22 protein-coding genes and 1 pseudogene are annotated in these 25,467 nt (G+C 67.0%); 18 read left to right on the top strand and 5 right to left on the bottom strand.

Annotation, left to right across the window (positions count from 1 at the left end):
- Window positions 1–3: 3 nt before the first annotated feature.
- Together H7F35_RS06015 and H7F35_RS06010 are read right to left on the bottom strand one after the other, a co-directional pair.
- Window positions 4–843 carry a transporter substrate-binding domain-containing protein gene (locus H7F35_RS06015; RefSeq protein ID WP_187112031.1) on the bottom strand — a complete coding sequence of 280 codons (840 nt, stop codon included), beginning with the start codon at window positions 841–843 and terminating at the stop codon, window positions 4–6.
- A 121-nt stretch (window positions 844–964) separates the two neighbouring features.
- On the bottom strand, window positions 965–1,894 hold the full coding sequence (locus H7F35_RS06010) for a LysR substrate-binding domain-containing protein (RefSeq protein WP_187112030.1): 930 nt from the start codon (window positions 1,892–1,894) through the stop codon (window positions 965–967).
- 110 nt (window positions 1,895–2,004) lie between these two features.
- Between H7F35_RS06010 and metC the strand changes: the two genes are divergently transcribed.
- From metC to H7F35_RS05985, 5 genes are all read left to right on the top strand, one after another.
- Window positions 2,005–3,171, top strand: a complete 1,167-nt coding sequence (gene metC, locus H7F35_RS06005; RefSeq protein WP_187112029.1) for a cystathionine beta-lyase — start codon at window positions 2,005–2,007, stop codon at window positions 3,169–3,171.
- A gap of 16 nt (window positions 3,172–3,187) precedes the next feature.
- Window positions 3,188–3,838: an amino acid ABC transporter permease gene (locus tag H7F35_RS06000; protein WP_187112028.1), complete on the top strand. Its 651-nt coding sequence runs from the start codon at window positions 3,188–3,190 to the stop codon at window positions 3,836–3,838.
- Complete coding sequence (locus tag H7F35_RS05995) at window positions 3,835–4,605, top strand: amino acid ABC transporter ATP-binding protein (protein ID WP_187112027.1); 771 nt, start codon at window positions 3,835–3,837, stop codon at window positions 4,603–4,605. The genes H7F35_RS06000 and H7F35_RS05995 overlap by 4 nt, the downstream gene beginning before the upstream one ends.
- 324 nt (window positions 4,606–4,929) lie before the next feature.
- Complete coding sequence (locus tag H7F35_RS05990) at window positions 4,930–6,171, top strand: MFS transporter (protein WP_187112026.1); 1,242 nt, start codon at window positions 4,930–4,932, stop codon at window positions 6,169–6,171.
- Window positions 6,172–6,272: 101 nt separating this feature from the next.
- Window positions 6,273–6,917: a hypothetical protein gene (locus H7F35_RS05985; protein WP_187112025.1), complete on the top strand. Its 645-nt coding sequence runs from the start codon at window positions 6,273–6,275 to the stop codon at window positions 6,915–6,917.
- A 26-nt stretch (window positions 6,918–6,943) separates the two neighbouring features.
- Here the strand turns inward: H7F35_RS05985 and H7F35_RS05980 are convergent, their stop codons facing one another.
- Window positions 6,944–8,443, bottom strand: coding sequence for a PLP-dependent aminotransferase family protein (locus tag H7F35_RS05980; protein ID WP_187112024.1), 1,500 nt, complete (start codon window positions 8,441–8,443; stop codon window positions 6,944–6,946).
- 116 nt (window positions 8,444–8,559) lie between these two features.
- Between H7F35_RS05980 and H7F35_RS05975 the strand changes: the two genes are divergently transcribed.
- A complete protein-coding gene (locus H7F35_RS05975; protein WP_187112023.1) occupies window positions 8,560–10,344 on the top strand; it encodes an NAD(P)H dependent flavin oxidoreductase family protein in 1,785 nt (594 codons plus the stop codon).
- 30 nt (window positions 10,345–10,374) lie between these two features.
- Here H7F35_RS05975 and H7F35_RS05970 read toward each other — a convergent pair whose 3' ends face one another.
- A complete protein-coding gene (locus H7F35_RS05970; protein WP_187112022.1) occupies window positions 10,375–10,674 on the bottom strand; it encodes an STN domain-containing protein in 300 nt (99 codons plus the stop codon).
- 348 nt (window positions 10,675–11,022) lie between these two features.
- On the opposite strand from H7F35_RS05970, the gene H7F35_RS05965 reads away from it, so the two are divergent.
- From H7F35_RS05965 to H7F35_RS05915, 12 genes and pseudogenes are all read left to right on the top strand, one after another.
- Window positions 11,023–11,547 carry an RNA polymerase sigma factor gene (locus H7F35_RS05965; protein WP_187112021.1) on the top strand — a complete coding sequence of 175 codons (525 nt, stop codon included), beginning with the start codon at window positions 11,023–11,025 and terminating at the stop codon, window positions 11,545–11,547.
- The gene (locus H7F35_RS05960; RefSeq protein ID WP_187112020.1) at window positions 11,544–12,581 is read left to right on the top strand and encodes a FecR family protein; all 1,038 of its coding nucleotides are present in this window, start codon (window positions 11,544–11,546) and stop codon (window positions 12,579–12,581) included. The genes H7F35_RS05965 and H7F35_RS05960 overlap by 4 nt, the downstream gene beginning before the upstream one ends.
- Window positions 12,582–12,653: 72 nt before the next feature.
- Window positions 12,654–15,191, top strand: coding sequence for a TonB-dependent receptor domain-containing protein (locus H7F35_RS05955; RefSeq protein ID WP_187112019.1), 2,538 nt, complete (start codon window positions 12,654–12,656; stop codon window positions 15,189–15,191).
- Window position 15,192: 1 nt separating this feature from the next.
- Window positions 15,193–16,617, top strand: coding sequence for an MFS transporter (locus tag H7F35_RS05950; RefSeq protein ID WP_187112018.1), 1,425 nt, complete (start codon window positions 15,193–15,195; stop codon window positions 16,615–16,617).
- A 42-nt stretch (window positions 16,618–16,659) separates the two neighbouring features.
- Window positions 16,660–18,342 carry a serine hydrolase domain-containing protein gene (locus H7F35_RS05945; RefSeq protein ID WP_187112017.1) on the top strand — a complete coding sequence of 561 codons (1,683 nt, stop codon included), beginning with the start codon at window positions 16,660–16,662 and terminating at the stop codon, window positions 18,340–18,342.
- Window positions 18,339–19,778: pseudogene (locus tag H7F35_RS34695) on the top strand (M81 family metallopeptidase); the annotation flags it as partial. The gene H7F35_RS05945 and the pseudogene H7F35_RS34695, both read left to right, overlap by 4 nt.
- 42 nt (window positions 19,779–19,820) lie before the next feature.
- Window positions 19,821–20,729: an alpha/beta hydrolase gene (locus H7F35_RS34690; protein ID WP_315970488.1), complete on the top strand. Its 909-nt coding sequence runs from the start codon at window positions 19,821–19,823 to the stop codon at window positions 20,727–20,729.
- Window positions 20,726–21,922 (top strand): alanine racemase, encoded by a 1,197-nt coding sequence (locus H7F35_RS05935; protein WP_187112015.1) that lies wholly within the window; start codon window positions 20,726–20,728, stop codon window positions 21,920–21,922. Before H7F35_RS34690 ends, H7F35_RS05935 begins: the two co-directional genes overlap by 4 nt.
- 32 nt (window positions 21,923–21,954) lie before the next feature.
- Complete coding sequence (locus H7F35_RS05930; RefSeq protein WP_261803538.1) at window positions 21,955–22,848, top strand: MotA/TolQ/ExbB proton channel family protein; 894 nt, start codon at window positions 21,955–21,957, stop codon at window positions 22,846–22,848.
- A 34-nt stretch (window positions 22,849–22,882) separates the two neighbouring features.
- Entirely contained in the window at window positions 22,883–23,311 is a 429-nt protein-coding gene (locus tag H7F35_RS05925) for an ExbD/TolR family protein (RefSeq protein ID WP_187111389.1), read from the top strand.
- 12 nt (window positions 23,312–23,323) lie between these two features.
- Window positions 23,324–23,758 carry an ExbD/TolR family protein gene (locus H7F35_RS05920; RefSeq protein WP_187111388.1) on the top strand — a complete coding sequence of 145 codons (435 nt, stop codon included), beginning with the start codon at window positions 23,324–23,326 and terminating at the stop codon, window positions 23,756–23,758.
- Entirely contained in the window at window positions 23,755–24,408 is a 654-nt protein-coding gene (locus H7F35_RS05915; RefSeq protein WP_187112014.1) for an energy transducer TonB, read from the top strand. The genes H7F35_RS05920 and H7F35_RS05915 overlap by 4 nt, the downstream gene beginning before the upstream one ends.
- A gap of 25 nt (window positions 24,409–24,433) precedes the next feature.
- Here the strand turns inward: H7F35_RS05915 and H7F35_RS05910 are convergent, their stop codons facing one another.
- Window positions 24,434–25,447, bottom strand: coding sequence for a DMT family transporter (locus H7F35_RS05910; protein ID WP_187114165.1), 1,014 nt, complete (start codon window positions 25,445–25,447; stop codon window positions 24,434–24,436).
- Window positions 25,448–25,467 lie beyond the last annotated feature (20 nt).

The raw sequence follows: 25,467 nt of genomic DNA, 5'->3' as shown, positions 1-25,467 counted from the left end.
GCCTTATTGCTTTTCTGCCTTGGCGACTTCAACCGACATCTGGTAGCTCACACCGAGCAATCGGTTCGACAGCCGGTCGATCGTGCCGTCGGCGTGCATGTCTTTCACCGCCTTGCTCACGGCCTCGCGCAGTGCGGGCTGGTTCTTCGCCATGGCTGCGGCCGACAACTGGTAGGTGAGGATGGAGCCCACCTCCTTGATGGGCAGCTTGTTCACCGTGGCGTACTTCATGCCGCCGAAGTGGGAGCTGATGACTGCGTCGATGCGGCCGATGGCCAGGTCGTTGAAAACCAGACCGCCGTTGTCGTAGGTGACGATCTCCGAGCCCAGGAGAGTCGCGCGCGACCACGATTCGTTGCTCGTGCCCGCGGTCACGCCGACGCGTTTGCCTTTCAGGTCCGGACGGTCCTTGATGTCGCTGTTGGCGGCGCGCACGAAGATGCGAAAGTCTTCCAGGCCATAGGCCGCGCTGAAGTCGACCTGCTTTTCCCGTTCCACGGTCGGCGTGAGGTCGTTCATCACCAGCTCGTACTTGCCGGCCTTGAGTCCTTCGACAAAATTCTTGAACTGGTCGGCCACGAACTCGACCTTGGCGACACCGATGCGCCTGGCCACTTCCCTGGCCACTTCAACGTCGTAGCCGGCGGGCTGGTTCTTGTCGTCCAGCATGCTCCACGGTGGGCTCGCCTGCGTGTTGGCGATGCGGATCACGCCAGCGGACCGCGCGTGGGCCAGGGTGTCGCCCGGCTGCGCCCAGGCTGCGGGCGCGGCGAGGACCGCGCCCCATGCGCACGCGGCAACGAGGCCGCGAATGAGGGACTGGCGAAGAGGTGCTCGATTCATGAACGCTGTCCTGACGATGGAAGTGGGTGAATGCGCCGATCTTGTCGGCGTCACCGTATTGCCACAATCCGCTGTTCGTAGTTACTCGATAAGCACAGCTTATGCAGCCGCCCGCGCGCCGTCAGCGTCTGGGCAGCTTCTGTCCGAGCGCTTCACGCACGCGCTTCATGTCGGCGTCCAGCTGGATGCGCATGACGCGCAGCAACTCCTTGGCGTTGTCCGACAGCGGCGTTCCCGGGCGAAAGACCAGCAGCGACGTGGAGGGAACGTCGAAGGTGGTCGGCTTCAACAGCAGGCCACGCGCCACGTAGTCGAGCGCCATCACGGGATGGGCCATGCCCATGCCGACGCCTTGCAGCGCGAATTCGCAGACCGAATTCGAGTACGGGGTTTCGATCAGCGGCCGCAAGGTCTTGCCTTCGGCGGCGAGGGCCTGTTCGAGCGCGCGCCGTCCCACGTCCTCCGGATTGAGCGCGATGAACGGATAAGCGGCCAGGTCGTCGGCATCGAGCACCTTCTTGCGTGCCAGCGGATGCTGGGCGTTCATCACGATGACGCCCGAGACGGCGGCGAACTGCGAATGTTCCAGGCCGGCGACGGACAGCTCCTCGGCCATCAGGCCGAAGTCGAGCTGGCCAGCCGACACCTGCTGGTAGACCTCGCGCGAGCTCATCACCTGGAACGACAACTGGATCTGCCGCTCATGCAGGCCGAACGCGGCAATTGCGCGTGGCATGAAGCCGGTGCCCAGTGCCGGCAGCGACCCGATGGCCAGGCGCCCCAGGCCGAAGGACTTGAGGCTGCGAATGCGGTGCTCGATCATTTCGAGGCCGGTGAAGTAGCGGTCGACCTCGACCATCAGCGCGAGGGCTTCCTGCGTCGGGACTAGCCGGCCACGGACCCGCTCGAACAAGCGCAACTCGCAGGCGACTTCGAACTTGCGCAACGACTGGCTCACGGCGGGCTGCGACACCCCCAGCAGATTGGCTGCCCGGCTCGTCGTGCCTGCGCGCATCACCGCACGGAAAACCTCGATGTCACGCTTTTCCATCCATAACCTCTGCTTATTGAGCGAGTCTTCCAGGCTGTTGAGACTATAGGCAGGAAGGCGAATACTTCGCTGCATCCGATCGCCATGCCTAACCTGAACGAATAGCTTAAATGCAATCTATAGATCAAACTAATGCGGACTTCGAGAGCCTGTCGCCGCCCGTGATGCGCGGATCGACGGTGGTTTTCAACACCTTCAACGATTTCGTCAACCGCAAGGGCCGCCAGCCCGACGGCTTCAGCTACGGCATCACCGGCACGCCGACGGCGCGCGGACTGGAGCGCAGGATTGCCGACCTCGAGGGCGGCAAGCACTGCGTCGTGACGCCCTCTGGCCAGTCGGCGCTGATGACCACCGTCATGGGCTTCGTGCGGGGCGGCGATCACCTGCTGGTGTCGGCCGCCTGCTACGGGGCGCTGAAGACCTTCGCGCAGAAATGGCTGGCCGGCATGAACGTCGATGTCGAGTTCTACGCGCCTGCCATCGGCGCGGAAATCGAGACGCTGATCCGGCCCAACACACGAATGATCTGCATGGAGTCGCCCGGCACGGTCACCATGGAAATGCAGGACACGCCCGCCATCGCGGCCGTGGCCAGGCGCCGCGGTGTGCTCACCATGATGGACAACACCTGGGCGAGCCCGCTGGGGTTTCGCCCACTGGCGCACGGTGTGGACTTCAGCATCGAGGCGGCGACCAAGTTCATGGGCGGGCATTCCGACCTGCTGATGGGCAGCATCAGCACGAACGACTATGCCCACTACGAGGTTCTGCGCGAGACGCAAAGCATCCTCGGTCAGCAGGTGAGTCCGGACGACTGCTTCCTTGTGCTGCGTGGCCTGGAGACGCTGAAGCTCCGGGTGGCCGCGCAGAGCGCGTCGACGCTGCGCATTGCCCAGTGGCTCCAAACACAGCCTGCCGTTGAGCGGCTTCTGTATCCGCCGCTCGAGTCGGACCCCGGGCACGCCCTGTGGAAGCGGGACTTCCGCACCAACGGCTGCCTGTTCTCCCTGATCCTCAAACCCGCCCCCGAAGCTGCGTTCAATGGTTTCTTCGATGCGCTCCAACGCTTCGCCATCGGCGCGAGCTGGGGTGGCGTGCACAGCCTCGCGGCGTACTACCCCGCACCGCTGCAAGCCGATCGCGTGTTTCCGGTCACCGACCAGCCGGTGGTTCGCCTGTCGATCGGACTCGAAGACACGGACGAGCTGATCGCCGACCTGCGGGCAGCGCTCGCCGGCTACAGCGCACACCGCACCAAAGCGCCCGCGCAGTGAACCCGGGGAGCCCACGATGATGGATCTGTTTCTCAGGGCGCAGCCCTTGCTCGAGAAGGCCGTGCTGGTCACGCTCGGCCTCGGGTTCGGGGCGTTCTTTCTTGGATGCGTGCTGGGGCTTCTGATCGCCCTGGCGCGAATCTCGTCGTTCCGTCCGCTGCGCTGGTTCGCGTTTTCGTACGTGTCGGTGTTTCGCGGCACGCCGCTGCTGATCCAGATCCTGCTGATCTACTTCGGACTTCCCAGCTACGGCATCGTGATTTCGCCCGTTCCCTCGGCGTTGCTGGCCCTGACCCTGTTTGCCGCCGCCTACCTGAGCGAGAACTTCCGCTCCGGGATCATGGCGGTCGACAAGGGCCAGTGGGAGGCCGCATGGGCGATGGGCATGGGCTACTGGAAGACGCTGCTGCGCATCGTGCTGCCGCAAGCTTTTCGCATTGCATTGCCGACGCTGGGAAGCCGGCTCATCGGCCTGATGAAAGACACATCGCTGGCGTCGACAGTCACTGTCGTGGAACTCACGCGCGTGGCAGAACAGATGGGAGCGACGACCTTCCGGTACATGGAGATGTTCCTGATCGTCGGCGCCATCTACTGGTTCATCAACCAGATCCTCACCATCCTGCAGACCTGGCTCGAAAACCACCTCTCGAAGCGCTACGCATGAACGACGCGTCCAACTCTCCTGTCCAGGTTCGCGGCCTTGCGAAGAGCTTCGGCTCGAACCAGGTCCTCCAACACATCGACTTCACGGTCGCGCGCGGCGAAGTCGTGGTGCTCATGGGGCCCTCCGGCTCCGGCAAGACCACGCTGATCCGTTCGCTGAACTTCCTGGAGATGCCCGATCGCGGAAGCATTCGCATGTGCGGCATCGAGATCGCCGACGCCGGCCCCAGGCCTTCGGGCGAGGCGCGTCGCAAGATACGCGAGATCAGGAAGAAGACGGCCATGGTGTTCCAGTCGTTCAATCTCTTCGCGCACATGACCGCACTCGACAACGTGATCGAAGGCATGGTCTCGGTGCAAGGCATCAGGAAGTCGGAAGCCCGGCCCCGCGGGCGCGAGCTGCTGGGCCAGGTCGGACTGCTCGAGAAGGCGAACGAGTATCCCGGGCGCCTGTCGGGTGGGCAAAAGCAGCGCGTGGCCATTGCCCGCGCGCTGGCCATGAACCCCGAGGTGATTCTTTTCGACGAGCCGACATCTGCCCTTGATCCCGAACTTCGCGGCGAGGTGTTGAAGGTGATGCGCGATCTGGCCGACAAGGGAATGACGATGCTCGTGGTGACGCACGAGACCAAATTTGCCAAGGATGTCGCCGACCGGATCATCTTCATGGAAGGCGGCGTGATCGTGGAGGACGCGACACCCGATCACTTCTTCGGCGCTGCTGCGAGCCAGCGTTCCAGGGACTTCCTGGGGCTGATACTGGATTAGAGGGCTTGCTGGTTGAGCAAGCCTGGTTATTGAAGAGTGACAGCGGTTGGCATCGAGGCGGTTCCCTGAGCGGTTTTTTTCTCCCTGGCCTCTACCAGCGCCGAACCGCTGTCGAGAGGCAGTGTGCGCGACACAAGTGAAGTCGGCGTGAAGTCCGTGCAGGAGTTCCGTGAAACGATACCCGCCGTCTTGTTGCACGCCACTTGTCGAGAGAGCCGGGCATGCGCCGGCCCTGAGGCCCTGCAGAAATTCGTCATCGGCGAGACAATCGCCGGGCCTTGGTCCGCCCGGCGGGTGGGGGCAACAACCCGAACCCTTCTGCGCATGTCATCCCCGCCTGCTGCCTCGACCTCATCCCCGGCGTCCTCGTTCTCTCTGTGGCGCATCGCCGTACCGGCCTTCGCGCCTTCGCTGTTGTTCGGATTGGGCGAGGGCGCCATCCTGCCGATCGTGCCGTTGACGGCGCGCGACCTGGGCGCTTCCGTGCCGATGGCTGCGTTGGTGATCGCGATGATCGGCATCGGCTCGCTGTTCAACAACATCCCGGCCTCGATGATCACGATGCGATGGGGCGAGCGCTGGGCCATCGTCGCGGCGGGTGTGTGGAGCGCTCTGGGCATGCTCCTGTGCGTGCTGACTTCGCATCTGGGCCTGTTCGCCACGGGTTGCTTCATGGTGGGCATGTCGCAGGCGGTCTACAACCTGGCGCGGCAGAGCTACATGACCGAGGCGGTGCCCGTCGAGTACCGTGCGCGGGCACTGTCGACGCTGGGCGGCGTCATGCGCATCGGCATGTTCGCCGGGCCTTTTCTCGCGGCTGCCGCGGTGCATATGTTCGGCCTGTCGGCGGCTTATGTGGTGGGCATCGTGGCGGTGATGGGGGCTGCGGCCATCGGGGCCCGCATCCCCGACCTCGAAGCGCCGCCGGTTCCGGCCGGGCAGGCCGCGCCTGCCTCGACCTCCATCGTGTCGACGCTGCGGGATCACCGCCGCGTGTTCCTCACGCTGGGCGTCGGCGTGATCCTGGTCAGCGCGGTGCGTGCATCGCGCCAGGCCGTGATCCCGCTGTGGGCCGACCACCTGATGCTCGCGCCCTCGGTGGCTTCGCTGATCTACGGTCTGGCGGGTGGTGTCGACATGCTGGTGTTCTACCCGGCAGGCAAGGTGATGGACAGGAAGGGCAGGCGCTGGGTCGCGGTGCCGTCGATGCTGATCATGGGACTGGCCATGCTGCTGATGCCCCTGACATCCGGTGTCTTCACGCTGCTGCTCGCTTCACTGGCGATCGGCTTCGGCAACGGTATCGGCTCGGGGATGATCATGACCCTCGGCGCCGACCATTCGCCGCGACACGGGCGCGCGCACTTCCTTGGCATATGGCGCCTGATGTCCGACATCGGCTCCTCGAGCGGCCCGGCACTGCTGTCGCTGCTGGCGGGCGGCCTGTCGCTTGCTGCGGGAATCGCTGTGACCGGACTGATCGCCTTTGCAGCGGCGGGAGTGCTGGCGTATTGGATTCCGCGTCACAGAAGCCCTGGTGGCGTCGGGCCACGAGTGACGAGGTAGCTCACAAGCCAGCCAGGCGCGAGATCGAGCGCGCATCAACGACCTGGCATTCAACTTCATAATCCAGGCCCTTCCCAGAACCCAGACGAATCGGAACACCCTTGAGTGCTGCAGATTTTCTCTTGTCCCCCGCTGTGCAAAAGCTCATGCAGGTCGTGTATGCAGACCCCGATCAGTCGTTCTCGGTGAACGAGTTGGCCCAGCGAACGAAGCTGGAGCCTGGCGAAGTCGATCAGACCGTGGAGCATCTCGTCAAGAGCGGCATCCTCGCAAGGCTGAAGGTGAAAGCGGAGGAGCCCGAAACCGTCAAGGCGGACCGTTCGTTCGTCTTCTACGGCGAGCTGCGCAGCATCGCATTGAAGTCGTTCGCCGCAGCCGAGCCGATCCGCACCATGCTGCGTTCCAAGTTCAAGAACTCGGTCGTGCGTGCCTTCGTGTTGGGAGAGGACGACGACAACGTCATAGAACTCCTGATCGTGCATGGCGCCATCACGCCCGACGAGGCCGCGATGACGGAAGCGTGCAAGAAGCTGTCGAAGACTCTTCATCGCCATCTGCAGGTCCACGTGATCTCGATGGCCAGGCTCAACGGGCTGACGAGTCGCGATGCACTCGCCGCAAAACTGGCAGCCGCTTCGGCGTTCGAGATCATCGCGCAAGGAGACACCAAGGCGCAGTTGTCGACCGAGCGGCTTGGCCTGTTGCAAAGCGCGAAGAAGAAGCTGGCCGCACTGTCTCGTTCTTAGCGCCGGAGCGGGTCGCGGTAGGGCGATCACGCGCCGGATGCGCTGCCTCGGAAGCGGGAAATCAGCTCGCCCAGTTTCCCCGCCTGTCGGCGCAGTGCCTCGTCGTCCAGCGCCGCATAGCCGATCACCAGTCCGGGCGGCAGGACCGCGCGTTTGCAGAAATCCGAGATGGCCTGAAAGCGCAGGCCATGTCCTGCCGCTAGCTCTTGCAACGCGGCCACGTCGATCCCTGGCGGCGGCCACCACACCAGATGAAATCCTGAATGCGCCCCGGTGACGTACAGCCGTTCGGCGCCGAGTGCATCGCGCAGGGCCTGCAGCACGATGTCCCGGCGTTGCGCGTAGGCCAGGCGTGCACGGCGTACATGCCGCGCAAAGGCGCCACTCTCCAGAAAATTCGCCAAAGCCAATTGCTCGATCACGCCGGTGGAGCGCCCGGTGATGTGTCGCGCCTTGCGGAACTCGGGCACGAGTTTTTCAGGCAGCACGGCATAACCGATGCGCAGCCCGGCGAACATCGTCTTGTTGAAGCTGCCGCAATGAATGACGCGGTCGGCCGCGTCCAGGCTCTTCAGTGCAGGCAGCGGTGCGCTGTCGTAGCTGAACTCGCTGTCGTAGTCGTCTTCGATCAGCCAGCAGTCCGCTTCTTCGGCCCACGCAAGCAGCGCCAGGCGCCGCGAGACAGGCATCGTGACGCCGGTGGGCGCCTGGTGCGCAGGCGTGACGTGCACGAGCCGCGCGCCGGTGCGGTGGCGTGCATGGTCCACCGAGAAGCCGTGCGCATCGATGGGCACGTGAATGACTTCCCGCGCATGCCGGCTGAATATCGGGGCCGCATGAAGGTAGCCGGGGTCTTCCACCATGACCTTGTCTTCGGGCGAGAGCAGGAGTCGCGCGCACATGTCCAGCCCCTGGCGAATGCCGGCCAGCACGACGATCTGCTCCGCGTCGCAAGAGATGCCGCGCGCAACGCCCAGGTAGCTGGCGATCTGCGTGCGCAGCGCGCCGAGTCCGAAGGGTTCGTTGTCGTCCAGTTGTTCGACCGTCACATGCCGTGTGCTGGCTTGCAGCGCCTTGCGCCACTGATCGATGGGAAAGAGCGCGGGGTCGGCAACCCGTGCCACGAAGGGCTTGCCAACTGCGCTGGCGATGAGCGGTGCCACGTCGATGCCGGGCGCGCGGCGTCGCGGTGAATCGCTCGTGCGTGCGCCGGCATCGAAGAACTGATCGGGCACCTTCGCCGCGACATGGGTGCCCGAGCCCGCCGTGCTGACCAGGTAGCCCTCGCTGCGCAACTGGTCGTAGGCCAGGTCGACGGTGGCGCGCGACACCTGCCAGCGCTCGGCCAGGTGCCGGGTGGAGGGCAGCCGCGCGCCTTTGGCCAGCACCCCTTCCAGGATGCGGGCGCGGATCTGGCGATAGATCCACACCTGCTTCAGCTCACCCGCCTGCAGCGGCTCCGCCGCGAGGTCGAGGCTCGACAGCGTGCGGCGTGACTGCGAGGCGCGAGAAAGTGGCCTGGTCATATTTGCAGATATGGCTCTATGGATGAGGCCGCATTCTAGGTAAGTTCTGCCTTCGCCAAGACCGGTCGCTCAATGAGGGCCTGACCCAGAAAAGCCCAACCACGAGATTCCCACGCATGCCAGATTCGCCCATTCACTTTTGCACCGTCACACCGGACGGTCCCCGGTTTCCGCTCGGCGCCGCGGGCAGCATCCTCGATTCGGCACTGGCCGAAGGTGTCGCCGTGCCCTTTTCCTGCAAGCGCGGCGAGTGTGGTTCCTGCCGCGCGCAGGTGCTCGAAGGCGGCTTCGAACGCATCGCTGCGCCGTCCGAGGCCGCCTATCAAGTGGCCGATGACGAGCTGCTGATGTGCCAATGCCGCGCCACCAGCGACTTGAGCCTGCGCTTTGCGCATTGGCGCAGCCCGGCCCGTCCGGCCGCCCGCTATGGCGCGAAGATCGTTGCGCTCGACGCAATGGCACCCAGCGTGACGCGGCTGGTGATTGAGGTGCAGAGCGCCCAGCGCTTTCAATGCGAGCCCGGGCAGCATGCGCAACTGTTGCTGGACAACGGCGAGCGCCGCAGCTTCTCCATCGCCAACTTGCCGGTGCAGACCGGTGACGCGAACCTGTTGGAGTTTCATATCCGGCGGATTCCGGGCGGTGCATTCACCGACCACGGGCTCGCCCAGCTTCGGCCGGGCGACCTGCTGGAACTCGACGGGCCCTACGGCGCCTGCACCTGGCAGGCGCCCTCCGACGCGGTCGAGCATCTGGTGCTGCTGGCCACGGGCACGGGCTTCGCAGGCATCAGCGCCATCCTGACAACTGCATTGGCCGGCGCTGCGTTCCGTACCGTCCATTTGTACTGGGGAGTGGGCCGAGCCGAGGACTGCTATGCATCCGACTTGCTCGACAAGCTGCAGGATGCCCACGCGAGCTTCCATTGGACGCCGGTGGTGTCTGCGGCGCGTGCCCCAAGCACCGAGGCGGTCCAGGCCCGAGGGCAGCGGCACGTGCAGGAAGCGGCACTCGCAGCCGACCACGACTGGCAACGCACCATGGTCTACGCCTGCGGCAACCCCGCCATGGTTCGGGGCGCGCGCGACGTGCTGAAGGCCGCGGGCCTGCCGAAGGACCGCTTCCAATCCGAAGCATTCCTGCCGGCCGCGCAGGCGGAGCAGGGCAAGGCGCCGTACATCGTGCGCCATCCCTGGGAGAAGGTGGGAGCGGCCTTTTCGCTCGACGGCATCCTCGATGCGCGCAGGCGCTCCATGGAGGCGTTACCGCAGATCGCGGCCCTGATGGTGCCCGGCATGACCACCGGCGAGGCCATCGCCATCGCGGACAACCACCTGCGCGCGATGGGCGCGGCCTACAACTGGCATCCCACCTACGTGCGCTTCGGCCCCGACACGCAATGCACATCCCGCCAGCCGGTGGACCGGCACCGGAAGCTGCGCGCCGACGACCTGTTCACCATCGACCTGGGCCCCGTATGGGACGGCTACGAGGGTGACTACGGCGACACCTTCGTGATGGGTGACGACCCCGACCATCGGCGCTGCACCCAGGCCGCGCGGCACATCTTCGAGCGAACCCGGCTGGCATGGGCGCAAGGCCTGAGCGGCAGCGCGCTCTACGACTTGGCGGACGGGCTGGCGCGTGAACATGGTTGCTCGCTCGTGCGCGAGACAGCCGGACATCGCGTCTCGGACTTTCCGCATGCGCTCTATGGCAAGCACCGTCTGGCCGAGGCCGATTTCATGCCGGGTGACGGAATCTGGGTGCTGGAAGTCCAGGTGCGGGATCTGGAGCGGCCCATTGGCGCGTTCTTCGAAGACGTGCTTTTGCGAGCGGCCGGCGACCGGGCCCGACACCCGGTTGGCGCAGCTCTTCTTGCTGCGCCGCATTCCCCGTGAACCCTTGCAGCGCAGGCGGCCGCCAGAAACTCAAGGCTTCCTGTCCGCCGCAGCCGGCATGGCGATGGGTTTCGCGGCAGGCGCAGCAATGAGCACCATGGCCCCGTCCTGCCCGCGGCGGATGTGCAGGCGGGTGCCGTCCAGCAACTTGTCCAGCGCCGCATCGGGCGCGATCTTTCCCTTCACGCCCCGTGTCGACAGGTCCTTGACGTCTTCCATCTTGTAGATGAGCTGCACGCCGGACTGTGCAATGAAGGCGTCGAGCGCGGGCCTGAGTTCGCCGCTGCGAACGTCGAAATCCCGGGTATTGGCGAAGGACAGGCCGGTCATCAGTACGCATCCGAGCGCGACGGCAATGCGCCGGCCTGCTCCGGTGTGGAGGAGGGGGGTCTGCCTCCGGAATCGATTCATGTAGGTGTATTTCCAGCGAGATGGTTTTTCTTGTTACCCCCATGAGACGAGTGCGGCTGCGCTTTCCGGTAACGGGGCGCCCCATTTCAGTGCCGCCTAGAATTTCGTGGTGCTCCTCACCGTGCGTTACCGGAAATCTTCTGGCCGTTCGTCTCAGTGTCTGTCGCCAATCCCGGCGACGAGCCGCCACCCCATCCGGCCATTCCCAGGAGCGCTTTTTTGGTTCTCAGTGATTTGGACAACTGGTTCGTCAGGGAAGTGCTGCCCATGGAGGCCGCACTCACGCGGTTTCTTCGCCGCAACTGGCGCGACGACGCCGAAATACCTGACTTGCGTCAGGACGTCTACATGCGCATCTATGAGTCAGCGGCCAAGGCCGTGCCCGAGCTGGTGAAGCCCTTCGTCTTCGCCACGGCGCGCAACCTGCTGATCGACCGTGCGCGGCGGGCGCAGATCGTGTCGATCGAGATCATTGCCGACCTCGACGCGCTCGATTTCTCGGCCGATGAACTCACGCCCGAGCGCCATGCCTCGGGCCGCGGCGAGCTGCGGCTGCTGCAGACGGCGCTCGATGCCCTGCCTTCCAAGTGCCGCCGCGTCATCGAGATGCGCAAGATCGAAGGGCTCTCGCAGCGCGAGGTGGCCACGCAGCTGGGCATCACCGAAGACACGGTCGAGCGGCAGGTGTCCCGGGGCGTGAGGGCGCTGGCAGACGCGCTGCTCTCCGACGGGGTGCATCTGGACACCAAGGCCTTCGGTCGGGCGCAGAACGAAAAGAGGCTCTCGACATGACAGAAGTCGAACGCATTGAATCCGCCGCCGCCGACTGGCTGGCGCGCCGCGACAGCGGCACATGGACCGAGGCCGACGAGCAGAAGCTGGACGCCTGGGTCGCCGAGTCGATCGCCCACCGCGTGGCGTGGCTGCGGCTGGCCAGCGTCTGGCAGCGCAGCGACCGGCTGGGCGTCCTGCGCGCACCGCCGCCCCTGACGGGAACGGCCACGGCCAAGCCGGCGCCCATTCCCATCCGCATACCCTTGCCCGCAGACGCGCCTGCATCCGCTCCACGGGCGGCGCCTGCGTACCGGCTGCCGCGCTTTGCCACGCAACGCATCGCGGCCGGCATGCTGGTCGTGGCCGCTGCCTGCAGTTGGCTGGGCTGGCGCTACACGCAGGACTGGAAGGGCGAGCACTACGCCACGGCCGTGGGCGCGCGTCAATCGGTTGCGCTGTCCGACGGCTCCGTGCTCACGCTGAACACCGCCACGCACGTGCGTGCCGTGGTGAACGGGAGCAGCCGCAAGGTGTGGCTGGAAGACGGCGAGGCCTATTTCGACATTGCGCATGACAAGGCCCATCCCTTCGTCGTCATCGCCGGGGACCGCCGCATCACCGTGCTGGGCACGCGCTTCCTGGTGCGGCGCCAGGGCGACCAGGTGAACGTGACCGTGGAAGAAGGGCGCGTGCAGATCGCGTCTGCGCAGGGCGCGAAAGAAGTGGCACCCACCGTGCTCACGCGCAACCAGGGGGCGGTTGCCAGTGCCAGCAGCGTGCTGGTGATGTCGAAGGCGCCCAAGCAGATCGACGACGAACTGAGCTGGCGCCAGGGCAGGCTCGTGTTCGACCAGACCACGCTGGGCGATGCGGCCGCACAGTTCAATCGCTACAACACCCGCAAGCTGGTGATTGCCGATCCGGCCATCGCGCGCATTCGCATCGGCGGCAGCTTCGATGCCAACAACATGAGCGGGTTCGTGGCCTTGCTCAAGCAGGGCTTCGGCCTCGCGGCGCAGGACAGTGGTAACGAAATAAGAATTTCAAACTAGGTTATTACCGGAATGTGACCGGGCATTCGTCTCAGTGGATACCAAAACAAATACCACTCTGGAGACACCCCCATGAATCGAATCGAGCAAGGCCTCGGCCAGCCCTCCAAGAAGAAGCAAAAGAAGAAACGCCCATCGGTGGCCTTTCCGGTGGCGATCCGCCACTGGGTCATCGGTGGCACGTGGGCGCTGATGAGCGGACTGCCCGTGCTGGCGCATGCGCAGGCGCAAGTGCAGGCACAGCAGGTCTTCGACGTCAGCGGCGGCGACCTGAAGACCGCGCTCGATGCCTACATCGCCCAGGGCGGTGTGCAACTGCTCTACAAGGTCGACGATGTGAAGGGCAAGGTGACGCGCGGCGTGAAGGGCGCGCTGTCGCCGCAGGAGGCGCTGTCGCGCATTCTCGAAGGCACGCCGCTGCTCACGCGCCGCGGCGATGACGGTGCGATCGTGGTCTATGCCGCCGCACCGGTGGCCGCCGCCGCAAGGGCGTCGACCGAAGAGCCGCAGTCGCTCGACAGCGTCACTGTCACGGCCACGCGCCGCCGCGAGCCGATCCGCGAAGTGCCGATGCAGGTCAACGTGATGAAGGCCGAGACGCTGGAACGCGCCGGCGCCAAGAACCTGGCCGACTACGTGGCCGAGCAGCCGGGCGTGAGCCTCACGAGCAGCGGCAGCGTGGGCGGCATCCTCACCATGCGCGGGCTGACCACCGGCCCGGTGCAGGGCATCGCCACCGTCGGCGTGTATGTGGACGACGTGGCCACGGGCCTGAGCTCGTCCGGCGCGCTCGCCGGCTTCACGCCGCTGGACATGGGCATGCTCGACCTGAACCACATCGAGGTGCTGCGCGGCCCGCAGGGCACGCTGTACGGCGCCGGCGCCATGAGCGGCGTGCTCAAGTACGTGACCAACCAGCCCGACACCATGGAGTTCGCGGGCTCGGTGAAGTTCGGCACCACGTGGACCCAGGGCGGCGGCCAGGGCTACTCGACCAACGCGGTGCTCAATGTGCCGATCAAGGAAGACGTGGCGGCGGTGCGCATCGCCGCCTTCACGGACCGGGTCGGCGGCAGCTACAACGCCGTCGGTCCCGCATGGGGCCGCAACATCGATCGCGGCCACACCGACGGCGGCCGGATCTCGCTGCTGCTGACGCCCACGAAGGAACTCACGGTGCGCCTCACGGGCATGGTGCAGGACGTGAATCGCCAGGGCCTGGGCTTTGAAGACATCGACAAGCGGACCCTTCGCCCGTGGGGGCTCGACCGCACGCGCCAGCTGTCTGGCCGCGAGCCCTACCGCAACCGCTCGCAGCTGTTCGGCCTGGACGTGGAGTACGACTTCGGCTGGGCACGCCTGAACTCGATCACCTCCGCGCAGGACGTGAAGATCAACAACTCGGCCGACCTCACCGCCCTCTACGGGCCGTCGCTGGCCGCGATGCGCCTGTCGGCGTCCTCGGCGCCGCTGGACAGCACCGTGGAGCAGCACCGCGTCAGCCAGGAGTTTCGCCTGACCTCGCGCTCGGGCACCACCATCGAGTGGCTGGCCGGCATCTACCTGAACCGCGAACGCGGCGCCAACGACGGCACCCTCAGTGCGAACCTGAACGGCGGACTGGGCAACAAGACCTTCCTGACGTCGACGCAGTCCTCGCGCTACCGCGAGGAGGCCCTTTATGGCGACGTCACCTGGAACGTGACGCCCGCGCTGTCGTTCACCGGCGGCGTGCGGCTGGCGCGCAACAACCAGAGCTACAACAGCAAGCAGTCCGGCTCGCTGGTCGGCCCGGTCGACGCCAACGCCGCCGGCACCTCGTCGGAAAGCCCCACCACCTACCTTGCCGCGGCCAAGTACACGCTGTCGGACACCAGCAATCTGTACTTCCGCGCGGCGAGCGGCTACCGCCCCGGCGGCCCGAACGCGCTGAAGGCCGACACCGACCGCAACATCGTGCAGCCGATGTTCAAGTCCGACTCGCTGTGGAGCTACGAACTCGGCTACAAGGCCGACCTGCTGGACCGCAAGCTGTCGCTGGAGGCCGCGCTCTACGACATCGAATGGCGCGACGTGCAGCAACCCACGCGCAGCGGTGGCTTCGTCTTCGTCACCAACGCCGGAGCCGCCCGCATCAAGGGCGGTGAGCTCACGCTCAACTGGAAGCCCAGCAAGGCGTGGCGCTTCACCGCCAACGCCGCACTCATCGATGCGCGCCTGACCGAGGATGCCAAGGGCCTGGACGCCAAGGCGGGCACCCGCCTGCCCCAGACGCCGCGCTTTGCGACCACGCTGGGCGTGACGCACAACTTCAGCATTGCCGATCACCCGGCCTACGTCGGCGTCAGTGCGCGCTACACCGGCAAGCGCGATGCGGGCTACTCCGGCAGCTCGGTCATTCCAAGCATCAAGATGCCGGCCTACACGCTGGTCGACCTGCAGGCGGGCATCGACTTTCCGCGCTTCAGCCTCTCGGCCTATGTGCGCAACCTGGCCAACAAGCGCGGCATCCTGTCGATCGAAACCGGACTGGCGGCGAACCCGAACCTGGTGCAGGCGGCGCTGGCGCCTTCACGCACCATCGGCCTGAACGTCAACGTTCCGTTCTGAGATGTCGAGCCTTACGCCACTGGCGGCCGCGTTGCCGCCGGATGCGACGAGCCCCGCAGCACAAGAAACGGCACGCAAGGCACCGTCCAGCGCCTGGTACGCGCTGGCGGTGCTGGTCATCGCGACGGTGCTGGGCTCGATCGACAAGGTCATCCTCACGCTGCTGACGGAGCCGATGCGCATTGCGCTGTCGCTCTCCGACACGCAACTGGGGCTGCTGCAGGGCGCGGGCATCGTGCTGTTCACCGGCATCGCCACGCTGCCCCTGGGCTGGCTGAGCGACCGCTACGACCGGCGCGTGGTGCTGGCCGCCTGTGTGCTGCTGTGGAGCGCTGCCACCGCGATGCGCGGCACCGCAATGGACTACGGCGTGCTGTTCATCGCCTCCATCGGCCTGGGGGTGGGCGAGGCGGGCCTCACACCCATCACCAACAGCATGATTCCCGACCTGTTCCCGCGCGCGCAGCGGGTGATGGCCAACGCAGTGTTCGCGCTGTCGGCCATCTTCGGCAGCGCGCTGGGCGCCTTGCTCGGTGGCACCGTCGTGCACCTGACGGAAGACCTGCGGCCCTGGCTGCCCGCGTCGATGCAGCACCTGGAGGCATGGCGGCTGACCTTCTTCGTGATGGCGTCGGCGGGCCTGCCGGTGGCATTGCTGGTGCTGTCGATCCGCCGGACGCGACGCGGGAAGGCGCAGCCCGTTTCTTCAGCGGCTACGGTGACACACCATGCCGCACCTGCGGCGAGTCAAGCCGATGCGGACGATGCGGCCAGCACCGTCAGCTTCCGAGATCACCTTCGCCTGCACTGGCGCACCTTCGCCGGCCTGGTGATCGGCGCGGGCCTGGCGAGCGTCGGGATGAGCTCGATCGGCACCTGGCTGCCGATCATGGCGGCACGCTCGTACGGCATCACGCCGGCCCAGATGGGCCAAGGCATGGGCCTGGCCTTCCTGTGCGGCACGGTGGTCGGCGGCCTGCTGGGCGTGGCGGCGATGCGCTACGTGCAGCCCCGCATGGGGCCGGCCGCCGCGCTGCGCATCATCATGCTGGGCAACCTCACGGCCGCCTTGTTGTCGACGCTGCTGCTCTTCACGCGCTCGGCGACCGATGCGTTCGCGTTGCTGGCCCTGCTGGTGGTGCCGCTCATCAGCGGCGCGGTGCTGCTGCCCAACGTGCTGCAGGACGCGGCACCGCCCCACCTGCGCGCCCGCACCATCGCACTGCTTTCCGTGGGCGGCCTGCCGTTCGGCGTGCTGGGGCCACTGGTGGTGGGCATGTTGTCGGACGCCCTCAAGTCCGTGCCCAACGGGTTGGCGGTGTCCATCGTTGCCACGACGCTGATCGGCGGTGTCCTCGGCGCCATGGTGCTGCGCGCCACCGAAGGCCCGTTCGTGCGCCTCATGCGCGCGGCGCGGCCCACCTGATCTTTTCCTCGTTCATCTCCCACCCCCTTTCGTTGTCCTTCCATGTCACAACAACCTTCGCCTCCCTTACCTGACACCGCCGCCGCGGAGGCGGCCGCGCTGGCCGCCATCGACGCACTGGTGGCGCCCTTCAACCGCGGCGACGCGCCCGGCATGGTGATCGGCATCGCACGCAACGGCCGCCTGCTGTACCGGCGCGCCGTCGGCATGGCCAGCCTGGAAATGGGCGTGGCCAACACGCCGACCACGCGCATGCGCATCGCCTCCACCAGCAAGCACTTCACCGCGCTGGCCGTGCTGCTACTGGCCGAAGACGGGCTGCTCGACGTCGAAGACCCCGTGCAGAAGCACCTGCCCGAAATGCCGGCGCTGAGCGCCAACGGCCCCACGCTGCGCCACCTGCTGGCGCACACGAGCGGCTGGCGTGGCCACGACGAGCTGTGGGCCATTGCGCACGGCCTCACCTTCACCGAGCCCGGCCCGGGGCTGCCTGCCATGGCGCGCCAGAGCGAACTGAACTTCGAGCCCGGCACGCAGATGGTCTACAGCAACGGCGGCTACCACCTGCTGGCGAAGATCGTCGAGCGCGTGAGCGGACAGAGCTTCAACGACTTCCTGAAGGCGCGCATCTTCGGGCCGCTGAACATGCCCGACACCGCCTCGGTGGCGACCGACCACGAGGTGGTCCCCGGCCTGGCCGGCCTGTACATGCCCACATCCGGCGGCGGATGGCAACGCGGCGTGTACCCCTGCGAACTCGACGGCGGCGGCTCGCTGGTGTCGACGGTGGACGACATGCTGCGCTGGCTCGCGCACATGCGCAGCAGCGAGAAGACCGTGGGCAGCGCCAAAAGCTGGGCCCTGCTGTCCGAACCCACCATCCTGTCTTCGGGCTCGAAGGTGACCTACGGCTACGGGCTGGCGCGCCATCCCTACCGCGGGGTCGAGATCATTCACCACGCGGGTGCGGTCCTTGGCGCCCAGTCGCAGATGATCACCGTGCCGGCCCACGGGCTGGACATCATCGTCATGGTGAACGGCGCCGCGGTGGGTGCGTCGGCGCTGGCCCTCAACGCGATCGAGCTGCTGCTGCCCGACGTGCTCGCGCCGCGTGAAGTGCGACCGCTGGCCAGCGACTTCCCCGCGCTGCTCGGCCAGCGCTACCACGCGCCGTCCACCGGCAGCGTGCTCGGCTTTTCGGACGCCGGCGGCAAGCTGGCCATGTCGTGGCAGGCCTCCGGCCCGCAACTGATGCACCAGGGCGACGGCAAACTGTGGCTGGGCGTGCAGGACCTCCCGATCAACGACCTCGTGATCGATGCCAGCGACATCGATCCGCAGCGCACGCCCGACACGCTGGTGCTGCATGAAGGCGGGCTGCCGCGCCGCTTCGAGCGCCTGCCCGCAACGGCGCCCGATGCCGCGTCGCTGGCCGACGCGCTGTGCGGCAACTACACCAGCGCCGACCTCGACGCCACCGCGCAGATGGCGCTGGTCGACGGCACGCTGCAGCTCACGGTGCAAGGCCGCCACGGCCAGCACCTGTGCTTGCTGACGCCGCTGTCGGCCGACGTGATGGTGCTGACCTCCGCCAATCCGGTGCTGGCCCGGATGGGCAAATCGATCCTCAACGTGGAGCGCAAGGCAGGCCGGGTCGTGGGACTGCGGCTGGACACCCTGCGCGCGCGAAACATTCACCTTGCCCGTCAGGAGTCACGCGCATGAAGTTCTTCACCACCCTGTTCGCCACCGAAACCAACACCTTCGTCTCCGCCCCCACCGGCTGGGGCAGCTACAACGAATACGGCATCTTCCGCGGCGACTCCAGCACGCGCGACGCGAGCGGCTACGGCATGTTCGCGGTGGAAGTGCGCAAGCAACTGGCCGCCGAAGGCCACGAGATGGTCGAGAGCCTGCTGGCCTTTGCACAGCCGCTGGGGCGCACCGTGCGCCCGGTGTACGAGAGCCTGCGCGACGAGATCCTGGCCGACCTGCGCGATGCCGGCCCGGTGGACGGCGTGATCCTGGTGCTGCACGGCGCCATGGTGGCCGACGGCTACGACGATTGCGAAGGCGACCTGATCTCGCGCGTGCGTGCCCTGGTCGGCCCGAAGGTGACCATCGGCGTGTCGCTCGACCTGCACTGCCACTTCACGCAGCAGATGCTGAACGAAGCGGACGTGATCATTTGCTACAAGGAATATCCGCACACCGACGCGCTGGACCGCTTGCAGGAATTGGTCCGTATCGTGATGGACACCGCACAGGGCCGCGTGCGGCCGGTGACGGCCGTGCACGACTGCCGCATGGTGGGCAAGTGGCACACCACGCGCGAACCGATGGCCGGCTTCGTGCGCCGCATGGAAGCCTGCGAGAAGTTGCCGGGCGTGCTTTCGGTGTCGCTGGGCCATGGCTTCCCATGGGCCGACGTGCCGGAGTCCGGCGCCAAGCTGTGGGTGGTGACGGACAACGACCCCGTGCTGGCCGCAAAGCTGGCCGAAGAACTGGGCCGCGAGTTCTGGGACCTGCGCCACCAGACCGGCGTTCCCTCGCTCTCTATCGACGAGACGCTCGACCAGGCCATGGCCACGTCGGGCGGCCCGGTGGTCATTGCCGACACGGCCGACAACGCTGGCGGCGGCGCCACCAGCGACAGCACCTTCATGCTGCGCGCAATGATCGAGCGCGGCATCGCCAACGTGGCCTTCGGCGGCGTCTGGGACCTGGGCGCGGTGCAGCTGTGCCGCGACGCGGGCGTCGGCGCCAGCTTCGAGCTGCGGCTGGGCGGCAAGTGCGGCCCGGCCTCGGGCGACCCCATCGACCTGCACGTGACCGTCAAGGCCGTGAAGGACGCGCACACGCAACGCGGCCTTGCCGTGGGCAACCACACGCCCATGGGCCCCTGCGTGTGGGTGCAGGCGGCGAACGGCGTGGACATCGTGCTCATCAGCAAGCGCAACCAGGTCATCGGGTCCGACCTCTTCACGGGCCTGGGCATCGACCTGGCGGCCAAGAAGCTGGTCGTGGTGAAGTCGGCGCAGCATTTTCATGCCGAGTTCGGCCCGATCGCCAAGTCGGTGCTCTACGTGTCGACGCCGGCTGCGCTGAGCACCGACTTCGCCAACCTGCCGTACCGCGTGCGCGACCTCGACTACTGGCCGCGCGTGGAAGAGCCGAAACGCGCCGCACGGTTGCCGTCGTCGATGGACGGGCGCGGGATGCCCGCGCCCGGCGAGCTGTACACCATCGACGGACGCCAGATGCACCTTCAGCGCAGCGGCCCCGTGCCGGCCAGTGCCCTGCAGCCCACGCTGGTGATCGAAGCCGGTGGCGGCTGCGCCTCGCCGATCTACGCGCGCCTGCAGCAGGTGCTGTCGGCCAAGTACCCGGTGATCAGCTACGACCGCGCAGGCATGGGCTGGAGCGAGGCCGACGACGCGCCCTTCGACGGAAAGCGCAGTGCGCAGCAATTGCATGCGCTGCTGGCCGCGGCCGAGGTCACCGGCCCCATCGTTCTGATCGGCCATTCGCTCGGCGGGCTGCTCAACCGCATCTACACCGGCCTGTACCCGGAACAGGTGGCCGGTGTCGTGATGCTCGACGCCAGCCACCCGGAGCAGTTCGAGCTGTTCAAGGGCCTGCCGGCGGAACAGCTCGCGCCGGAGCGCAAGAAACGCGCCGAATTCCAGGCCGGCGGTGTGCCGCCGCCGGACTTTGCGCCGATCCAGGCCATCTTTGCCGACATGCCCCATGTCCTGCGACAGATGGCCGCGAACTACACGCCGGAAACCATCGACACGATGGTGAAGGAGCACGAAGGCCTTCAGCACGTCGCCCGGCAGGCCGGCGCCTCGCCGGACCTGGGCGCGCGTCCGCTCGCGGTGTTGTCGGCCACGGTCATGCAGAAGCTGCCGCCCGGTGCCGAGGAAGCTGCCGAGGTGCAACGGCGTTGGCCCGAGTACCAGGAGGCGCATGCGGGGCTGTCGACGCGAAGCCGCCTGCATCGCATCGAAGGCGCCGAGCACATGACGCTGGTGGTGCTGCCGCCCTTCGTGAGCCGCGTGGCCGAAGAGATCGACTGGATCATGGCCCAGCTCGGATGCACCCGATGACGCAACTCGCACACACGGCGTTGGGCGAGCTGACCACGCCGGCGCTGCTGCTCGACAGCACGGTTCTCGAACGCAACTGCGAAGCGATGGCGCAGCGCGCGGCGCACCACGGCGTGGCACTGCGCCCGCACCTGAAGACCTCCAAGTCGGCCGAGGTGGCGCGCCTGGCCACCCGCGGGCACAGCGGCGCCATCACCGTGTCCACCCTGGCCGAGGTCGATTACTTCGCGCGCCACGGTTTCCTGGACCTGACCTATGCGGTGGGCATCAGCGCGGGCAAGATCGACGCGCTGCATCGCATCCAGCTCGCGCACGCTGCCCGCGTGACCCTGCTCGCGGACCGCGTCGAAGCGGTACGTGCAGCAGCCGCACGTGCGCGAGCCATCGGCGCGACCTTCAGGTTGTTGATCGAGGTCGACACTGGCGGCGGCCGTGGCGGTGTCGCGCCCGACGACGAGGAGGCGCTGCTCGCCATCGCGGCCGAAGTGCAACGCAGCGGATCGCTGACGCTGGCCGGCGTGCTGACGCATGCCGGCCACAGCTATCACGCCGAGGGGCTGGACGCGATCCGCGCCATTGCCGAAACCGAGCGTGCCGGCGCGGTGCAAGCGGCCGGGCGCCTGCGCGCGGCCGGCTTCACGGTGGACACCGTCAGCGTGGGCGCCACGCCCACGGCGGTGTGTGCCGAACGGCTCGACGGTGTGACCGAAATGCGCCCCGGCGTGTACACCTTCTTCGATCTGGACCAGGCCGCGCGCGGCATCTGCGAGATCGAAGACATCGCGCTGTCGGTGCTGGCCACCGTGATCGGCCACAACCCGCGGTCGCGCCGCGTGCTCATCGACGCCGGCGGGCTCGCGCTGTCGAAAGACGAATCCGCCGCCGAGTTTCGCGACGGCCTTGGCTTCGGGTTGATCTGCAAGGCGGACGGCACAACACCGCTGGCTGGATTGCGCGTGGCCGAGCTGCACCAGGAGCACGGCCTCATCGCCTGCGATGGCGACAGCGATGGCGCCGCGCAGGCGATGTTCGATGCGCTGCCTGTCGGCAGCCGCGTGCGCATCCTGCCGCACCACGCCTGCATGACCGCGGCCCCCTACGACCGTTACCACGTCGTGCGCGGCACGGGTGCCAGCGTGTATGCCGTATGGGGCAAGGCCCATGGCTGGCATGCAGCCGGACCCGGCGCCTGAATCGCTCCCGTTTTTGATTTTTGGAACCACTCATGATGAAGACCTTTTTCGCGAAGCTGATGGCCGCAGCCGCTCCGTTCGTTCTGGCGCTCTCCCTGACCGCCGCGCCGCACGCTGCCAACGCCCAGGCCACGCCGGAACCCGCACCCGCCGTTGCGCCCGCCACCACCGCACCGGCAGCGGACCCGTCGGCCGGCAGCGTCGCGGCCCCGGCACCCACGGTGCCTGCCGCAGTGCCAGCCGCAACAGCCGCCGCGACCACCAAAGTCGACAACCCCTACGGCATAGGCGCCCTGTGGGCGCAGAGCGACCTGGTGGCCAAGGCCGTGCTGGCCATCCTGGCGATCATGTCCATGGGCAGCTGGTACGTGATCGTGACCAAGCTGCTCGAGCAGATGCGCATGGGCCGCCAGGCCAAGGAAGTGGACAACGAGTTCTGGAACGAGCGAACCGTGCAGGCCGGCACAGAGAAGCTCGCCGAAGGCAGCCCCTTCCGCTTCATCGCCGATGCCGGCGTGCACGCCACCAAAAAGCATGACGGCCTGCGCGGCAAGGTCGACTTTGCCGACTTCGTCGACCTGTGCATCCACCGCGCCACCGAACGCGTTCAACGGCGCCTGAGCAACGGCATGTCGCTGCTGGCCACCGTGGGTTCCACAGCCCCCTTCGTCGGCCTCTTCGGCACCGTCTGGGGCATCTACCACGCCCTCACCGCCATCGGCATCGCCGGCCAGGCCTCCATCGACAAGGTGGCAGGCCCCGTGGGCGAATCGCTCATCATGACCGCCATCGGCCTGGCCGTGGCCGTGCCCGCCGTGCTCGGCTACAACTGGCTGCTGCGTCGCAACATCACCGTGATGGACGACGTGCGCGAATTCAGCGGCGAACTGCATTCGGTCATCCTGGCCGGCAGCGCCGCCGCCTGAGCCCCCGCGCCGCCGCAATGAACCGGGCCACATCATGGCGATGAACATTCCATCCGCCGGGGGAGACGAGGAGCAGGTCATTGCCTCCATCAACACCACGCCGCTCGTCGACGTGATGCTGGTGCTGCTGATCATCTTTCTCATCACCATTCCCGTCGTCAATTACTCCGTGCCGGTGCAGGTCCCCAAAGAGCGCAACGAGGTGCGCGAGAGCAAGCCCGACACCGTCGTGCTGTCCGTCGACGCCACGGGCCGCATCTACTGGTTCGACACCCCCGTGCGCGATGTGAACGCCCTGGCCGACAAGCTCAAGAAAGTGGCCGCCATGACCCCGCAGCCCGAAGTGCACATCCGCGGCGACTGGCACTCCGACTACGAGCCCGTGGGAAAAATCATCTACGCGTGCCAGTCCGCCGGCATCGTCAAGGTGGGCTTCATCACCGAGCCGCCCGCGCGCAACTGAGAAGACACAGCCATGCGAAAAGAAAAACAGGGGCGCCGCCGCAGTGCGCCGTCCGACGAGCCCATGATGGACATCAACACCACGCCCCTGATCGACGTGATGCTGGTGCTGCTGATCATGCTCATCATCACCATCCCCATCCAGTTGCATGCGGTCAACCTGAACATGCCCAACGGCAACCCGCCGCCCATCGACATGAAGCCCGAGGTGCTGCGCGTGGACATCGACGAACACAGCACCGTGCTGTGGAACGGCGAGGCCATTGCCGACCTGGCGGAAGTGGAACGGCGCTTCGAGCAGATCGCGACGCAGGCGGTGCAGCCTGAAGTGCACCTGCGCCCCGACAGGCACGCCAAGTACAACATCGTGGCCGGCGTGATGGCCTCGGCGCAGCGCTCGGGCCTGACCAAGCTGGGCATCATGGGCTCGGAGCAGTTCATCCCATGAGCCGCGCCAACGACTTCGACCCCAAGTCCCGCTTCGGCCCTATCGGCATCGGCGTGATGATCCTGTTTCATTTGCTGGTCGGCTACGCGCTCGTCTCGGGCCTGGCCCGCAAGGCGGTGGAGATGATCAAGAAACCGATGGATGCGACCATCATCGCGGAGATCAAGCTGCCCCCGCCGCCTCCACCGCCGCCGCCGCCCCCCAAGAAGATCGTCAAGCTGGAGACGCCCAAGGCCCCGCCACCGCCGCGCCCGGCCTACGTGCCGCCACCGGCCGTGACGCCGCCACCGAGCACCGCGCCCACGATCACGGCGGTGCAGAGCGTCGAGCCGGTGGCACCGCCGCCCGCTGCGCCGCCTGCGCCGTCCGCACCACCGGCGCCGCCGAAGGCGGTCTCTTCAGACATCGCAGTGGCCTGTCCCAAGCAGGTCAAGCCCGAGATGCCGCGCAAGGCGCTGGACGAAGGCACCAGCGGCGTCGTCAAGGCTGAGGTACGGATCAAGGGCAGCCATGTGACGGAAGTGCGCTTCCTGTCGGGGCCGCGCGTGTACTACGGGGCGGTGCGCTCGGCCATGATGCGCTACGAGTGCCAGACCACGGGCGATGCGGAGATCCTGGCCACACAGGAGTTCGTCTTCAAGATCGAGTGAGTCGAGGGGCGAGGCCCCGACAGCCTCAGTGCGGATGCGCGTGGTGCGCATCCGGCACATGCGGATGCGTGTGACGCAGCGGCGTGTGCCGATGTGAATGGCTGTGTTCGCCAACCGGCATCGGCGCGTGCACATGGTCGTGGTGCCCGTCGTCATGCCGGTGCGCATGTTCATGATCGAGCGGCTCGTGGTCATGCGCATGCCCGTGCGATTCCGCCAGATGCAGTGCGACGCCCGCGAGCATCAGCACGCCGCCGGTGGCCATGCCCCAGCTCAGGGTCCGATCGCCCAGCGCAATGGCGACCAGCGCGCCGATGAAAGGCGCGAACGCGAACACCGAGCCGGTGCGCGCCGCGCCGAAGGCCCGTTGCGCCAGGAGGTAAAGCCGCAGGCTCAGTCCGTAGCCGCTGGCGCCGATGGCGAGCAACGCGAGGGCTGCGCTCCAGCCGGGCAGCGGTTCGCCGGCCACGACCGCGAGCAGCACCGTGGCACCGACACCCAGCAGCGACTTGCCCAGCACCACCTGGCCCGGATCGCGCTCGGCCAGCGCGCGCGACAAGGTGTTGTCGATGCCCCAGGCCACCGTGGCCGCCAGCACGGCGAGCAGGCCCAGCAACTGGGCGCCGCCGTTCAGGCCGCGATCGACCACCAGCACCATGCCGCCCGCGAGCAGCAACAGCATCGCGGTCCAGACGCGGTGGTCCATCACTTCGCGATACAGCATGCGGGCCAGCACCGCAGTGCACAGGGCTTCGAGCGCGAGCATGAGCGAGGCACTGGTGCCGCTGGTGTGCTGCAGGCCCCAGGCCAGGCCCACGGGCCCGACGACGGCGCCGAAGAGCGCCATCCACGACAGTCGTTTCAGGTCGGTGCGGCGCAAGGCGGCTTCGCGCTCGGCCGGCTGGCGCAGCCACGCGCCCATGAGCGCGGCACCGGCATAGAGCAGGGCGGCCGTGGTGAAGGCGCCCAGCCCGGCACCCGCCTGCTGGACCAGAGGGGTGCTGATGCCGAACAGCGCTGCGGCCAGAAGGGCCAGCATGCCACCGCGCAGCGCGGGCA

Origin of the sequence: Variovorax sp. PAMC26660, from assembly GCF_014302995.1 — a bacterium.
In the GTDB taxonomy this organism is placed as follows: Bacteria; Pseudomonadota; Gammaproteobacteria; order Burkholderiales; family Burkholderiaceae_C; genus Variovorax.
Note: the sequence above shows the minus strand (reverse complement) of the source record. Positions and strands in the feature narration are given on the sequence as shown.